Origin of the sequence: Pectobacterium aroidearum (assembly GCF_041228105.1) — a bacterium.
GTDB classification, from domain to species: Bacteria; Pseudomonadota; Gammaproteobacteria; order Enterobacterales; family Enterobacteriaceae; genus Pectobacterium; species Pectobacterium aroidearum.
Genome location: NZ_CP166097.1, coordinates 2,629,314 through 2,643,905 on the forward strand (window position 1 = coordinate 2,629,314; position 14,592 = coordinate 2,643,905).

Genomic DNA, 14,592 nt, shown 5'->3' on the forward strand with positions numbered 1-14,592 from the left:
TTATTTACTCTCGCGCTTTATCGTCATCGGGAAAACGGTGTCTGCATCATAACGGCCGATACACTCCGCCGCAGTGCCGGAAGCACCTTGTTTACAGACCAGTTCTGGCATTTGGAAACGAGAATTATCGGAACAGCGTGCGCCAGAACGGCTGTTGATGATCAGATTGCCAGAGCTCATTAACCCTGCTTCAACGTTGGCACGACACGTGACACCGTCACCATGAGTAATTCGCGCAGTACCTTTTCCATTTTGAATCTGGTAACGCAGGCTAGGCGGCCTGCCGGTAATCGGCGCTTTACCATCCACAATGACGCGCCAGTTGCCGTTCAGGAACTTGATGGAACCGATCTTCACCGCGTCAGCAGGCATGACTAAATCATCTTTACCCGCAGGGCTCGCTGGTACTTGCTCCACAACGGGCTCGGCCGGTGGCGTAACAGGCTCTTTCGGTTCCGTTGCCGCAGGGGCTTCCGGTTTAGTCGCTTCTGCTGCTGGCACAGCAGCAACAGGCGGCGCTGGTTCCACCGCTTTTACCGCCTCTTTTTCTGCGACAGGCGGAACCGGTGCGCTTTCTTGCTGTGGCGCAGGTTCAACTGGTGTGGAAGAAGGCAGGGCACGTTTTTCCGGTTTGACCGTTGCAGCCAAATCGGATGCTGGTTTGTCGTCTTGCCCAGACACGCAGCCGCGTATCTGCAATGACAGAATCGCTAACAGCGCGGCGGCAGGTAACAGCCACCACAAACGGAAGAACGGCGGACGAACAGGGACGGCTGCCGCAGCGGCAGCAGGTGCAGGCGCTGGTTCGACGGGTTCCGGTGGACGAACAGGTTGTGGTTCGGGCTCGGGAACAGGATCGACAAGCGGCAATGTTGCTGCGGGTGCCGGAGCAACAAAAAGCGGTTCCGCTTCCTTGATGACAGGCCGCAGGCAGTCCAACGCATCAAGACGGGATTTCTTATCGAGATTGACGAAGCCCCAGAACGTTAAGACCGGTTTGCCATCAACCAGATAGACGTGGTTTGCCCCAGGGAACTGTATCGCTTTTGCCAGCAGAACACCGAAAAGTTTCTGCCCGGCTTTCTCTGCATTTTGCGCACGCTGGCTGATGTCGGCCACGGCGGCCTGATAGGTTTCCAGTAATGCCAGCGCTTTTTCTCGTTCTTCTTCGCTCGCGGCAATCCAGGAGGTGACTTTACCGTCAACCGGTGAATACCAGTCAATGCGGTCGCCATGTTCATTGGGTTGGGGAATCGCCAGACAATCGGCAATCTGTTGCTGTTTTCTGAGACGTAACGTTTCCCGCAATTGAAGTGCCGATGCGTAAACTGGCTGCCCGTTCTCGCCCAGCGCCAGAAAATCATCCAAACTTCCACTACGTAAAAATAATTTTGCCACGCAAAAGAGACCTTTTGTAATGATGCCTAAAGCAGAAAAGAGAATGTAATCTGCGACAGGGTATACTGTAGTGCGAATGATGGCGAATCAAACGCTTAAAGAAGTGATAAAACTAACAAATATTTGAGCAATAGAAAAAGTGGGAAACACGAAGTGTACGCACGTGCAGCAGATAACGTCCAGATAATGTGATGAAAAGGCTGACAAAAACGATGCTTACGTTTTCCGCCATGTTTTTGCCGATCTGTGGCGTTGCAGAGCAGAAACGAGGGACGCTGCGCGATGTCAGCCTCCCTCAAGGCAGTGAGGATTAAAGCTGGACGTTGCCCGTGATCAGGTAAGCAGATGAGGTGCTTTGTGACATCGGCGGCAGCGTATCACTGAGGACGTTGCCTTTTACGTCGGTAAACTCAATAGGGATATCGTTCATTCCAACGTGTTCAACAATAAAGTGGTTGTAATCGGTTTTCTGGGCGGCAATCCACTGGTTATTGCGCATATATTTCATCTCAATAACCGGATATTTTACATTTCTGAATTGCACCGCAGCCCAATAAGGATTTGACCCTTCCTTTATACGGTAAATAACGTTGCCATTTACCGGCGCTTCAATGAGCGTCCAGTCGATATTAATTTTCCCATCCCGTAGATCGCCTATTTTTTCAAAGGCGTTAAACGATAAATCTAATGCACAATCTCCACCTTCAGGGTAAAGGTCTGTGACATAAACCACCGTACTGCCTTTTGGCCCGTTTACTTTCAGATAGGCTCCGGCCAGTGATGCCTTCACGCCGCGATAATCCAACTGGTTCCGGTTTAACGCCGTAATCTCCATGTTCTGTGGAATCGGATCCAGCAAGAGCGCGCCGCCCTGATAGCCAGAGCCCGTTGCAGTGGCGTAGCCGTAACAGATGTCGTCCAGTTCCCACTGGGCGTGAGCGGTATTAATCAGAGGGATAACGCATAATGCAGATAACGCTAATGAAGTTATTTTATTCATGTTTCACATCCAATATGATTCAAGATTAATAACATAGATGAGTGGTGAAAATAACAATGCCAAGACGGAAATCCATTTTTGAAACCCCATTGTTTTGGCGTGTTGATAATCAGGCTTTTGTATAAATAGGTAAATCGGTTTTTTCTTAAAATAATAAAGCAGTGAATATATCAGCAGGTTTATTTCTTTGCGGTGAAATTATTATGCAAATGAAATAATCGATTTGGGTTTCTTCTCAATATGTTCTACGGTTTAAAGAGTATGACGACAGCATCATTTCGCACCAACGCGAATAGCTGCCAATGGCTAATCCATAATGAAGAGGAGATAGCATGACCATTCACAAAAAAGGGCACGCGCATTGGGAAGGTGATATCAAGCAGGGGAAAGGCACCGTCTCAACGGAAAGCGGTGCACTGCAGCAGCAACCTTACGGCTTCAATACCCGTTTTGAAGGTAAGCCCGGCACGAATCCGGAAGAGCTGATTGGTGCGGCGCATGCGGCCTGTTTCTCTATGGCGCTATCGCTGATGTTAGGTGAAGAAGGCCATAAACCTGAGTCGATTGATACCACTGCGGATGTATCGCTGGATAAAGTCGATGGCGGGTTTGCGATCACCAAAATCGCACTGCACAGTAAGGTGAAATTGGCGGGTATTGATGACGCCACGTTCGATAGCATTATCCAAAAGGCGAAGGCGGGTTGCCCGGTGTCAAAAGTGCTCAAAGCCGATATCACGTTGGACTATCAGTTGAACTAAGTCCTGGCAACAGAATTAAGGGCGAACCGTTGAATGAAGGCGGTTCCCCCTGTGTTAACGCTAAAAATTGTGCTGATAAAAAGGCTTACCGGAATCGTACCGGCAAGCCTTTTTACATTTATACAATTTAAAAAAGCGGAATGATTAAAAATAATTTAACATCTTTACAGTAATAACCATAAAATCAGAATAGCCATTACGTTGTAATCTGGTCATGGCGTAGGACGCAATATAACAAGAGCAATATTGGGCTGGCCGATTTGTGAAGGCCAGATTCTCTGAGTATGTCGTGCTGTGGAACACAAGCGAGAGTTCAAGATGAATAAGATGACCAAGATCTGTTTTTCTGTGCTGTTGGCCAGTAGTTTGCTGACACCTGTTTTGGCAAATGCTACCACGTCGGAAGACATGCGCGGTATGCAAAAAAGCTATACCGCCGCGACAAAAGCGGATGATGCCGCCGCGCTGAAAACCGCGCTGAGCACATTCCGTGAGCATGTCGAGCACGCCAAAACGCAGGTGCCGCCTGATTTCGCCAAGCAGCCAGCAGATGGCCCAGACAGAAAAGCCTATGTGGAAGGTCTGGATAAGATTTTGAAAAAAGTTGATAGCGCACAGGCTCTGGCGGATGCCGGAAAACTGAGCGAAGCCAAAGCAGTATTAGCTGAAATCAATACCTTGAAAGGCGAATATCACAGTAAATTGAGAGGCTAAGCCGCTTTTCGTTTACCATAAGCCGCCAGTGGAGAGCGAACCCACTGGCGGCTTTTTTTGTTATAAAGGTTAGACAGTCAGGATTGCCAGTTAAGGGGGGAATAGAATGACGTCACCATCACACGATACGACGAATGATGGCAAAGATACGCAAAGCAGAATTCTTGAGGCCGCGCTGGAAACCATACTGGATCATGGCGTGAGAGGGGCAACCTATCGAAAAATCGCGCAGCGAGCCGGATTATCGCCGGGGACGCTGACCTATCGCTACAGCAGTATTGAATTGCTGTTGAATAGCGCGTTCGTTTATATGGTGGATGGTATCTCACACGCATTTCGTGTCCGCCTCAAACAGGCAAAGGATATCGACAGCGCGCGCGAAGCCGTGGTTGACCTGATCTGTGGCGACATCTGGGCGACGCCACGCCACCTGACATTAAGTTTTGAACTGTACGCACTGGCATCGCGGAAAGAAGAGTATCGGCTAATATTGCAAGAGTGGATGACACGCAGCAGAAAATCGCTTCACCTCCATTTCAGTATTGCGACAGCATGCTCACTGGATGCCATGATTGAAGGGTATACGATTCATAATTATCTCAATAATGAAGCCGTTAGCCGTGAAGACATTCTCAATACGGTGATAAAACTCACGTCCTGATCCCGCCTGGAGCGATCTCTTCAGGCTTCTTCTCCGTTAAAAAAGAACGCAATTAAACAGGTGCAAAGCGATGCGCATTCGTGCGATAGTTATTCGTACATATGTACGAATGCATTTAAATAAAGACGACGAAAACGATGACCACAAAACCTGCTATCAATAAATTTGCCCTGTTTGGACTGATGTTCATCCCCGGTTTTACGTGGGCAACCTGGGTAACCCGAACCCCTGTGATGCGCGACGTACTGAATGCCTCAACGGAAACCATGGGCATGATCCTGTTTGGCTTTTCATGTGGTTCTATGCTCGGCGTATTGGGAGCAGGAAAGGTCATTAATGTCCTCGGTATTCGTAAAACCATGGCCGGCGGGTTTCTGCTGCTTCTGCTTGGGCTACTCGTGCTTGCCGCTTCGCTGTCGATGCAGAGCACGCCCAGTGCTTTTATGGGGTTGTTGATTTTCGGCGCCGGAGTCGGCTTGGTTGATATCGCTATCAATATCGAAGGGGCGGCGTTTGAACAGCACTTGAATAAAAGCCTGATGACAACGCTGCACGGTTTTTTCAGTCTGGGAACGCTGGTCGGTGCCCTGACAGGGATGGCGATGACGGCTTTCGGCATTAACACGACGCTGCATTTTGTCGTCGTTGTGGCTCTGTCGATACTCACCGCGATCATGCTGATGCGTCAGATGCCGTGGCTGAGTGACCTGGCCAGCGCGGAGCAAGAAGAAAAGGGGAATTACAAGACTCAGGTCTTCAATGAACTTAAAGACAGCCGACTGTTGATTCTTGGTGTGGTGATTCTTGCGATGGCGCTGGCAGAAGGGTCTGCCAACGACTGGTTACCATTATTGATGATCGATGGTCACAACTTTGGCCACACGACGGGAACGCTGGTTTATGTCGGGTTCACCGCTGGTATGACGCTGGGCCGCTTTGCCGGCGGGTATTTTGTCGATCGCTTCGGTAAGGTCAATATGCTCCGCTTCAGCGCCGCGTCTGCCGCACTGGGGCTGACGCTGGTCATTTTCTCGGATGCGCCGATGCTGGCCGCGGCTGCGGTTATCTTCTGGGGGATTGGCGCATCGCTGGGGTTCCCGCTCACCATTTCCGCCGCAGGCAGTGGAGAAAATAGCGCCGTTCGCGTCACCATTGCCGCAACGCTAGGTTACTTTGCTTTTCTCGTCGGCCCGCCTGCGCTGGGCTTTCTTGGCGAGGTCGCAGGGCTACGCATCGCCATGCTGCCGGTTCTTTTTATGGTGATTCTGGCCTTCGTCTGTTCATCTTCTGCCCGTGAACGTTCAATCAGAGCCGCATCGGAAACGCCATCCTGACGTTCCTGCGCGGTTCCGTTTCGTGTTACCGGAACCGCGCAGTGTGTGTCACTATGTTGATGACATTGATGATAAATAACGTGATGCATCACAATTGTGTGACTGGCCGTCACGTCGATCTGGGAAAGTGAACACAATGGTAAATTTAACGGATATGGCCGAGGGGGATTACCCTGAATATCGGCAGTTTTTTATTCTTGAATATGCTCAGGATTTACAGGAATCCCGGGGCTATGACACGGAAAAGGCGAGGGCGATCGCCACGCAATCGATCGATATTGCACTACCGCAGAGCGTTCACACGGCAGCCAATAAATTATGGTGCATTCATTCTGCGGAGAATGAAGACGTCGTCATCGGCTACTTGTGGGTGATTCTGAAAAAGAACGCCGCCTGGGTATCTGATTTTTGTCTCTTGCCAGCGTGGCGGGGCCGTGGTTTTGGTAAAGCAGCACTTGCCGCGATGGATGCTGCACTCGTGGCGTTAGGTATTGGTGACATTGGGCTCAGAGTGGCTGTACATAATCCCGTTGCCAGAGCGTTATATGAAAAAAGTGGTTTCCAGATTACCGGTTTTAACATGCATAAAAATCTGGAGCCGGACGCATCGTCAGACTGCGGCTAAGTCTATGACGTAAAAAAACGATCTCAGCCAGCCATTGGCCTCCAGTCCTTATTCCTTGTTCATTTCTGCGTCGCTAAAGTTCAAAAAAAAAACGCCGATAGACAAATAGTAGGGAACTCATTGCAAGGGAATGTTGATTACGATAAGAGTCAACACCAGGAGAGCCATAATGGCCAAGCAATTAATACAAAAAAAGACAATGAGCACCCGCGCCCAAATGTTGTTAACTGGCGCATTAACCATCGCACTCGGTTTCGCTGTCACCATCGGTGTGCTCAGCTGGCAGTCTAGCCGTGAACAAAAATCTCTAGCCGAACGCTATTTACAGCAGATAGCCCAAAGCGAAGCACTAAAAATTCAACAGGAGCTTAACTACGCCCGTGATGTAGCGCATAACCTTGGTCAAGGGCTGGTTGCCTTGCCCACCGCAGGAATTAAAGACCGCGCCGTGGTCGATAAAATGATGGAGTATGCTCTGCGGGATAACCCGGAATACCTCTCGATCTCCGTCATTTTTGAAGAAAATGCGTTTGACGGGCGTGATGCCGAGTTTGCCGATCAACCGGGCCAGGCACCAAAAGGCCGCTATGCCTGGTTTGTTGACCGCGATCAGACAGGCAATTATAAGATGCATCCTCTGCTTTCTTATCTGACTCCTGGACAGGGTGATTACTACTTGCTGCCGCAAAAAAGCCAGAAAGATACGCTAATCGAGCCCTATACCTATGCTTACAACGGCGTTCCAACGCTGCTGACGTCAGTCGCCGCACCGATTGTCAGCCAGGGGAAACTATGGGGCGTTGTCACTTCCGATATTTCTCTTGCGTCATTGCAGCAAAAAGTTAACCAGATTAAACCTTGGGAAGGCGGCGGCTACGCGATGCTGCTATCCAGTGCGAGTAAAGTCATCTCTTATCCTGATAAGTCCCAGACGAGCAAAGCCTGGCAAGGGTCGACGGACAATTTCACGTCCTCAGTGGTGCAACACGACGATGCGATTCTGGGCGAGCAAGCGCTGGTAACCTGGCAGCCGGTTACTATCGGCAACAGCACGGAGAAATGGTATCTGGGCGTTGTCGCTCCGGTGAGCCAGGTGATGGCCGCTTCTCAACGTCAGTTAATGAATGCCGTCATCATGATGGTGATCAGCATCCTGTTGGTGAGTGCGCTGCTGGGCTGGGTATTCAGCCGTAAAGTCCTGAAACCGCTGGGTGGTGAACCACGTGAAGCCGCCACCATTGCGCTGGCCGTAGCAGAAGGCCGCCTGAGTAATGTGATTGACGTGAAGCCCAACGATCGCAGCAGCTTGTTTTTCGCACTGCACACCATGCAGGCACAGCTGCGTCAGGTGGTCGGACAAATTAAAGAAGCCAGCGATTCCGTGCGACAGGGGGCGGGGGAAATTGCCAGCGGCAACCTCAACCTTGCATCACGTACGGAGCAGCAGGCTGCCGCATTGGAGCAAACCGCGGCAAGTATGGAAGAGATCACAGCCACGGTGAAACACAACGCCAATAATGCCCATCAGGCTACGACGCTCACCGAGAACGCTACGAAGATAGCTCAGCGCGGTGAATCGTTGGTCGGTCAGGTTGTCCAGACGATGGCGCAGATTGATGAGAGTGCGAAGAAGATTGGCGATATTACCACCATGATTAACAGCATCGCTTTCCAGACCAATATTCTGGCGCTTAACGCGGCGGTAGAAGCGGCGCGCGCGGGCGAGCAGGGAAGAGGGTTCGCAGTGGTCGCATCGGAAGTTCGCAACCTGGCACAGCGCAGCGCCAGCGCGGTGAAAGAGATTGCCGCGCTGATTGAGGAATCCAGCCAGCGCGTTGAAAGTGGCGTTAAGCTGGTGAATGATGCCGGTAAAACCATGCAGGATATGACTCACGCCGTCAGTTCGGTACAAAGTATCATCGGTGAAATTGTCACAGCATCGGATGAACAGGCGAAAGGCATTAGCCAGGTTACGATTGCTGTCAATGAAATGGATGGTGTTACGCAACAAAACTCCGCGCTGGTACAGCAGATGTCTGCTGCGGCCAGCTCACTGGAAGATCAGTCCATGCTGTTGGCGCAAACGATCGAGCATTTCCGTTTGGAGCAGCAGCACGCGTTACCCCATGCGCTCTTAAAGTAACAAAGACACGTTATCACCCGGTGACCACAAGGTCGCCGGGTTAATCTATTCGACACGCCTGCCATGCTTGCCCACATTCCTCCAATATCGACTGTTGTATCCGCACCGTTGTGAAAGTTGTATCGCCGCCTTAATTAAGGCAGATTAAATCATCCTGATATTGTTAAGAAAAAATAACCATGCATCTGAATTATCCTTGCCTGAGAGCGTTCATGGAGATTGTCCGCAGCGGCAGTTTTGATATTGCGGCCCGTAAACTTCATGTCACGCAGTCGGCCATTAGCCAGCGAATCAAGCAATTGGAGGATCAGCTTGGTCAGGTATTGATCGTAAGGGGCAATCCCTGCCGGGCGACGCCAACAGGGCAAGCGCTCCTTCGGCATGCGGAACAGATCGATATGTTGGAGAGCGAACTTTTCAGCACGCTTGAAATGCCGGCCAGACAGCGTATTTCAGTGGCGGTGAACGCGGATTCAATCGATGGATGGTTTCTGGATGCGATGGAAAATGCCTGTCATCAGTCCGATATATTGCTCGATATTCTTGTCGAGGATCAGGATCACTCAGCGACTTTACTACGTGAAGGTCGGGTCATGGCAGCGGTTAGCGCCAGCCCGGAACCGATTCAAGGCTGTGGCGTAGAGTATTTAGGAACGATGCGTTATCGCGCCTATTGCTCACAGACATTTCACGATACGTACTTTGCTGACGGCATTAATGCGGACAGCCTGCAGAACGCGCCGCTCCTGATATTTAACAATAAGGACAGACTACAGTCCTTATTCATCGAATCACTGGTCCCAGAAGTGATCGAGCCGCCACAGCAATTTGTCCCTTCAACCGCAGCCTTTGTTGGCGCCATTTTCAGAGGGCTAGGGTGGGGGATGATTCCGGAACATATGGCATCATCACATACGGAAAAAGGCGAATTAGTACCGTTTCAGGTTGGCGATCCGGTTGATATCCGCCTGTACTGGCACCGCTGGAATATCCGCTCTGCATCGTTGGAGGCGTTGAGCCAGAGCGTGCGAGCGGCGGCCGTTAGGCATCTTTTTCAATCACTGGAGCCGATACGTTAGCGGCGGCCTCGTAAATTCGTATTAGCAGACCATTCATAGGTTGTGGAGGCGTCTGGCTTGAATTTATTTTTCTTCTTCTCGGCTCGCGCTTGCTTTGCCACGGCTTCACGTTCCTTCATGAGTTTATCGATGTAATCATCTTTAATGTGATTACTTTCAGAGTTGGTCAGCGGACGGTCTTGTTTTTTTCTTGCCTGATCGAGTAACGTTTTAAGTTGGCGTTGTTCACTTTCTGTCATGTCTTTCTGAGTCAGTCTTTGCATGGGAATGAACCTAATAAGCGACCGGTGAAATACATTGTAGAGGAAAACACGCAGAGTCCCAGATAAATCGCCTGATTATTCAGACACAGTAGCCGATGAATATAAACGTATAGCGGAGAGAAATTAATGTCACCAGAGTTGCCTGTAGCAGCGCAATTTAAAGCATACAACGAACATGATATAGATGCATTCGTGGCCTGTTTTTCGCCAGATTTTAAAGCGTACCGCATGCCGTCTGAAACACCGTCGATGGTAGGAAAAGAGGCGCTGAGAGCGTTTTACGTGAATAACCGATTCAATAACCCGGAACTGAGGGCTGAACTGGTATCTCGTACAGTATTGGGTAATAAAGTATTCGATCATGAGCTCATTTATGGGCTTTCAGAGGCGCCAATAGAAAGCATTGCCGTTTTTGAGGTAGAGGAAAGCCTTATTAAAACCGCCTGGTTTTTCTTTCCGTAGTGTAAACAATGAATGAACCCAGAACTCATGATTTCAGAGATGCAAAAGTTACAGGCGCTGATTGTGCATTATGAAAAGCAACTTCATTGCCCGGTAACTCGCAGCCAGAGAGTCGTCATTGATAAACTGCTGCATCACGATTTTTTTGAAATCGGCCGTTCTGGCATGCAGTTCGACAAACAACAGGTTATCGATGCGCTGATTTCTGAAACTGCTGAACAGCCGATTCAGGCTGATAACTTCGAGCTGTCAGTGGTGGATGAAAAAAGTGTGCTGCTGACATACCTGAGTTATAAGGCAGACGAGAATAACATCGTCAGTAAAACATGGCGGACATCGCTGTGGGTTAGAAATGCTGACAGCCAAAATCCCGATGACTGGCAAATGCGGTTTCATCAGGGAACACCAACAGCAAGTTCAGGGTCCAATGGCTGACGATAGATGGACATGAAGCATTTTACGGATGTGAGGATTTGCTCAACGGAACGGCCAGTTCCTGCGAGTACATCTATAGGTTCGCATAATGTGATACGCGTTATGTTGAAAAGGCCGCTGCGAAAATCAACCCCGCAGCGGCCTCTTTACCATAACGCTATTATGCGAACCAAATTATTTATCTGATAGTTTGGGAATCACTTCACTTAATATTTGTCGAACTTCGCCTTGTGTTTTTGCCTCTACCAACCTATTTATCTCATTATGTAGTTCATTTTCATTAGTGCTTATATTAAAAACATTTAATGCTGTAATTAAGTTTGCTTTTATGGCCGGTTGTATTTGGGCGGAATCCTGACCATTTAGATGAGTTTGATTAGCTAACCACCTCCCATTTATTTTGTAACCATTATCATTCTTTATTAAATTTAATGCTCTATTCACTAACCCTTCACAACTCATTGTTTCATATCCGTTATTTTCCATTTTTCATCTCTCCAGCTTTGCTTTTTTTGGCTAAAATAACTACACCTTCAGTATAAGAGTATCCATAACCATAGCCATAACTACCTTTACCGTTGCCATTGTTAATATCATTTTGTTGATATTTATAGGCCCATGTACCTGAGGTAACCGGTGATATAGAAATCACTTCATAATTATCTTGATTGAGTTTGTTAATAGCATCGTTTATATCTTCATTCAGTTTTTCACCGTCAATCTGACAATCTGACCAACCATCCTGAACAACCTTCTTTTGGCGTATTTTCTCGTCAATATCAATGATGCCAAGAAATCGTTTTGTGTTTCCGGTGGGGACTTTGACGGTTACTTCTTTGTAGATAGGTTGGAAATAACTTGGGACATACACGGTTTTATTCATGATTTATCCTTAATCATCGTATTCAAAATTTTAGCGGCTAAAATTACTCGCATCGGTTCAGGTTTCTGCGATACCCGATCTTTACTATGCTTTCCATAAACTTTTACTTGTGAAACAATGAGATAATCAAACTAATGATGGCAATTATCAAGCTTGCAATTGCAATGTAGTTACTTTTTTTGCTTTCTACCAGTTTCTGCTGATGCTTTAACAACTCAATTTTTAATTCATATTCTTTCTGTGCATCAGGATCACCAAAGCCCCCACCTTGATCATGATAGGTCGTCAACTTATCAAGCTCTTTGTCTATCGCTTTTTTGTTCATATTTCTTGCTCAAAATTCGCACAATCTAAAACGTGCAGTGTAGGTAATACTGCACGTTTGTCTCATTCCTGAGACTATGCCTTTGTTATTCCTCTTCTGATAGTTCCTTTTTTATAAACATTTTTGTGCTGTAAGTATATGAACTTAAGGCAGAAACTTGTCTGGCGAGAGCCAGAATATCTTGTTTTTCCAGCGTTCTGATGTTCCAGACAATGAAGTTGTGGGCGTTTGTGGTCTCTTTATCTGTATAGCCATCAGCAGAAGTCATTAATTTCCTTTCCGTAGCATCCTCTTTAACGGCAAGCGCATCACCATGAGCCAGAGTATTCAGATCTGCCCCTGTGATTCTGGCTATCTGAATGATATCGCTGAATTTCGGTTCAGTTTTACCAGACGCTATTCTGACCAAGGTACTCACGCTAATCCCTGATTTTTCGGCTAGCTCTTCATAAGTCGAATGTTCCAGGATCGCTTTTTTGATCCGCTCTGCTCTCTGCTTATCCGCCATAACTTCGTGCTCAGTGTTGCCCATCAGTTTTACTCCATCTTAACAGTGGTTTTTCAGTAGGTCGTTTTGGTGCTCATTTCTGACAATGTAAACAGTGCAAATGAATTGACTGTCAGATCTGAGCATATTACATTATGGTCATTAGATGTGCTCAAAAGTGACTATTGACACGTATTTTGATGAGTGTGAATCCTGATGATTGACTGGTTTACTGGAGTTTTACCCTGTACACACCGACCATTGCCGTCTGGGAGTGTCGTTAGCGTTGATGCCGATGGCGCTATTGAGTGGGAAACAGTAAAGCGGTTGACGGTTCGCGGCTCCCATGAGTCAACGATGAAAGTAAGATCTATAGGATCTGATGGTGAAGGCCATGCAACACATCTCTACATTGATGGCAATCCGTCTAAGTTTTTACAAGGGCATTCTGTTATCGGTTCTGATGACTTACAGGGACTTGTATTAACAGCTTACGCAAGAATATTGGCCTTATTATCTATCCCTCATGATCTTCCTTCTTATCGCATGGTAATAGCTGGACAGTATAAAATTTCCCGCATTGATATTAACTATATGTATTCTTTATCGACATTAGAAAATGTCAGAGCATGGCTTTATGCCGCAGAGTTTAAGGCGAAAACTCGTCATGGCCGAGCCTGTGGAAAAGGTGGCACTGTTTATCTGGGTAAGAACTCTCGTCGCTGGAGCCTGAAGTTTTATTCAAAATATGATGAGCACATATCGGGAAAAAAAGGTCATCAAATTGCAGATGAATTTGTACAGGTGGGATTACTCGACTGGTCTAAAGATAAACTACGTATTGAATTAACAGTCAGAACAACTGAGTTAATTGATTTAAATCTTACAATTGGTGCTAAGTGGGATATTGAGACTCCCCATAAATTATTCTCTGACTATATAGGGAGGATAGAAATGAATCAGAACACAATTTTAAATGATGAGAAAATAACTCGATTACCAAGAAAAATTCAATCTACTTATTTGTTATGGAAGCAGGGGGCTAATATGAGGGAAATGCTCCCTAAGCCAACTTTCTATCGTCATCGCAAAGAGTTACTTTCATTTGGAATAGATATAAATTTTTATTGTGAATCGCCAGACTCGAATAATGTCGTACCGCTCGTCAGAACATTGGAAGCCAAATCAGCTCAAATTCCTGCATGGGTTCATGAAAAAGGATTGATTTTTGATTACAACCGTATTTCACATGCCAGTAACTGGCGATAAGGTAATGGAGAGATTATAAATGATTAAAATTGAAATAAAGCCCTCACAAGCAGTTGCCGATACACGCAGTGGTGTTTCTAAGTCAACAGGTAAACCTTATACTATTTCTGAGCAATCGGCATATATTTTTCTCGGTGGCGATTACCCTCAGATGTTCAAGATAAATCTTGAGAATGGACAGCCGCCATATCCTGCTGGGATCTACTCTCTTCACGAGTCCAGTATTTATGTCGGAGATTTTCAGAAATTAAGGGTAGGAAAAATAGTACTTGTCCCTTATCAAGATCAATCTAAATAAATTTATTTCATGGGGGATATCATTCAGATTCTTATCGCGTCTGGCATTGTTATTTCTTTTGGTCTGGGCGCAATAACAGCAGGAGTTCTCCGATAATGTATATTGCTTATTTTTTCGGAGCATATGTAATGGGCTTTGCCCTTTTCTATGCGATAGGTTCTTTTAAGTCGATAACCGATCGTTTAATTTAACGTAAAAATGGTGCTTTCATGAAATTAATTACAGCTATTAAATCAAAAATTACCACCGCATCTTTTGCAATTTTTTTCTCCGCAAGTTCTTTTGCTGCTGACAGCTCAACAGATTATGCAGGGCAGGCGATGGACTCTTTGCTGACTCAGGCAAATGATCTTATTGCTAAAGTATGGCCTGTTGTGGTTGCTGTTGTTGGCGCAGGTCTTGCGATTCGACTCTTTAAGAAGTTTTCTTCCAAAGCCGTTTGATAACGTATTATC

General features: G+C 47.1%; 21 protein-coding genes. 14 read left to right on the forward strand and 7 right to left on the reverse strand.

Annotated features, from left to right (window positions below):
* Positions 1 to 1,398, reverse strand: a complete 1,398-nt coding sequence (locus AB8809_RS12025; RefSeq protein WP_181828551.1) for an SrfA family protein — start codon at positions 1,396 to 1,398, stop codon at positions 1 to 3.
* A 191-nt stretch (positions 1,399 to 1,589) separates the two neighbouring features.
* Between AB8809_RS12025 and AB8809_RS12030 the strand changes: the two genes are divergently transcribed.
* Positions 1,590 to 1,712 carry a hypothetical protein gene (locus tag AB8809_RS12030; protein ID WP_369987548.1) on the forward strand — a complete coding sequence of 41 codons (123 nt, stop codon included), beginning with the start codon at positions 1,590 to 1,592 and terminating at the stop codon, positions 1,710 to 1,712.
* Here the strand turns inward: AB8809_RS12030 and AB8809_RS12035 are convergent.
* A complete protein-coding gene (locus tag AB8809_RS12035; RefSeq protein ID WP_010275007.1) occupies positions 1,709 to 2,398 on the reverse strand; it encodes an expansin EXLX1 family cellulose-binding protein in 690 nt (229 codons plus the stop codon). The two genes, AB8809_RS12030 and AB8809_RS12035, sit on opposite strands and share 4 nt — an antisense overlap.
* Before the next feature lie 332 nt (positions 2,399 to 2,730).
* Between AB8809_RS12035 and AB8809_RS12040 the strand changes: the two genes are divergently transcribed.
* From AB8809_RS12040 to AB8809_RS12070, 7 genes are all read left to right on the forward strand, one after another.
* The gene (locus tag AB8809_RS12040) at positions 2,731 to 3,159 is read left to right on the forward strand and encodes an OsmC family protein (RefSeq protein WP_015840323.1); all 429 of its coding nucleotides are present in this window, start codon (positions 2,731 to 2,733) and stop codon (positions 3,157 to 3,159) included.
* Between the two features lie 318 nt (positions 3,160 to 3,477).
* Positions 3,478 to 3,873: a cytochrome b562 gene (locus tag AB8809_RS12045; protein WP_349855924.1), complete on the forward strand. Its 396-nt coding sequence runs from the start codon at positions 3,478 to 3,480 to the stop codon at positions 3,871 to 3,873.
* 106 nt (positions 3,874 to 3,979) lie between these two features.
* Positions 3,980 to 4,534, forward strand: a complete 555-nt coding sequence (locus AB8809_RS12050) for a TetR/AcrR family transcriptional regulator (RefSeq protein WP_015840322.1) — start codon at positions 3,980 to 3,982, stop codon at positions 4,532 to 4,534.
* 137 nt (positions 4,535 to 4,671) lie between these two features.
* On the forward strand, positions 4,672 to 5,868 hold the full coding sequence (locus AB8809_RS12055; RefSeq protein WP_349855925.1) for an MFS transporter: 1,197 nt from the start codon (positions 4,672 to 4,674) through the stop codon (positions 5,866 to 5,868).
* Positions 5,869 to 6,004: 136 nt separating this feature from the next.
* A complete protein-coding gene (locus tag AB8809_RS12060; protein WP_349855926.1) occupies positions 6,005 to 6,493 on the forward strand; it encodes a GNAT family N-acetyltransferase in 489 nt (162 codons plus the stop codon).
* A gap of 169 nt (positions 6,494 to 6,662) precedes the next feature.
* Positions 6,663 to 8,636 carry a methyl-accepting chemotaxis protein gene (locus AB8809_RS12065; protein ID WP_349855927.1) on the forward strand — a complete coding sequence of 658 codons (1,974 nt, stop codon included), beginning with the start codon at positions 6,663 to 6,665 and terminating at the stop codon, positions 8,634 to 8,636.
* Positions 8,637 to 8,815: 179 nt separating this feature from the next.
* On the forward strand, positions 8,816 to 9,715 hold the full coding sequence (locus tag AB8809_RS12070; protein WP_349855928.1) for an HTH-type transcriptional regulator ArgP: 900 nt from the start codon (positions 8,816 to 8,818) through the stop codon (positions 9,713 to 9,715).
* On the opposite strand, the gene AB8809_RS12075 is transcribed toward AB8809_RS12070, so the two are convergent.
* Positions 9,712 to 9,978 carry a DUF3811 domain-containing protein gene (locus AB8809_RS12075; RefSeq protein ID WP_015840317.1) on the reverse strand — a complete coding sequence of 89 codons (267 nt, stop codon included), beginning with the start codon at positions 9,976 to 9,978 and terminating at the stop codon, positions 9,712 to 9,714. The genes AB8809_RS12070 and AB8809_RS12075 overlap by 4 nt on opposite strands.
* Before the next feature lie 126 nt (positions 9,979 to 10,104).
* On the opposite strand from AB8809_RS12075, the gene AB8809_RS12080 reads away from it, so the two are divergent.
* Complete coding sequence (locus tag AB8809_RS12080) at positions 10,105 to 10,440, forward strand: nuclear transport factor 2 family protein (protein WP_180778960.1); 336 nt, start codon at positions 10,105 to 10,107, stop codon at positions 10,438 to 10,440.
* A 39-nt stretch (positions 10,441 to 10,479) separates the two neighbouring features.
* Positions 10,480 to 10,875 (forward strand): nuclear transport factor 2 family protein, encoded by a 396-nt coding sequence (locus tag AB8809_RS12085; protein WP_320702223.1) that lies wholly within the window; start codon positions 10,480 to 10,482, stop codon positions 10,873 to 10,875.
* Between the two features lie 174 nt (positions 10,876 to 11,049).
* Here the strand turns inward: AB8809_RS12085 and AB8809_RS12090 are convergent, their stop codons facing one another.
* From AB8809_RS12090 to AB8809_RS12105, 4 genes are all read right to left on the reverse strand, one after another.
* Entirely contained in the window at positions 11,050 to 11,361 is a 312-nt protein-coding gene (locus AB8809_RS12090) for a hypothetical protein (protein WP_349855929.1), read from the reverse strand.
* Positions 11,351 to 11,758 (reverse strand): hypothetical protein, encoded by a 408-nt coding sequence (locus AB8809_RS12095; protein ID WP_349855930.1) that lies wholly within the window; start codon positions 11,756 to 11,758, stop codon positions 11,351 to 11,353. Before AB8809_RS12095 ends, AB8809_RS12090 begins: the two co-directional genes overlap by 11 nt.
* Before the next feature lie 103 nt (positions 11,759 to 11,861).
* Positions 11,862 to 12,083: a hypothetical protein gene (locus AB8809_RS12100; RefSeq protein WP_349855931.1), complete on the reverse strand. Its 222-nt coding sequence runs from the start codon at positions 12,081 to 12,083 to the stop codon at positions 11,862 to 11,864.
* Between the two features lie 85 nt (positions 12,084 to 12,168).
* Positions 12,169 to 12,615: a helix-turn-helix transcriptional regulator gene (locus AB8809_RS12105; protein WP_181063645.1), complete on the reverse strand. Its 447-nt coding sequence runs from the start codon at positions 12,613 to 12,615 to the stop codon at positions 12,169 to 12,171.
* A gap of 171 nt (positions 12,616 to 12,786) precedes the next feature.
* Between AB8809_RS12105 and AB8809_RS12110 the strand changes: the two genes are divergently transcribed.
* From AB8809_RS12110 to AB8809_RS12125, 4 genes are all read left to right on the forward strand, one after another.
* Positions 12,787 to 13,839, forward strand: coding sequence for a phage/plasmid replication protein, II/X family (locus tag AB8809_RS12110; RefSeq protein ID WP_349855932.1), 1,053 nt, complete (start codon positions 12,787 to 12,789; stop codon positions 13,837 to 13,839).
* Between the two features lie 19 nt (positions 13,840 to 13,858).
* The gene (locus AB8809_RS12115) at positions 13,859 to 14,137 is read left to right on the forward strand and encodes a single-stranded DNA-binding protein (RefSeq protein WP_349855933.1); all 279 of its coding nucleotides are present in this window, start codon (positions 13,859 to 13,861) and stop codon (positions 14,135 to 14,137) included.
* A gap of 9 nt (positions 14,138 to 14,146) precedes the next feature.
* Entirely contained in the window at positions 14,147 to 14,233 is an 87-nt protein-coding gene (locus tag AB8809_RS12120) for a tail virion protein G7P-2 (RefSeq protein ID WP_349855954.1), read from the forward strand.
* 113 nt (positions 14,234 to 14,346) lie between these two features.
* Positions 14,347 to 14,580, forward strand: coding sequence for a major coat protein (locus AB8809_RS12125; RefSeq protein ID WP_104209361.1), 234 nt, complete (start codon positions 14,347 to 14,349; stop codon positions 14,578 to 14,580).
* Positions 14,581 to 14,592: the final 12 nt, after the last annotated feature.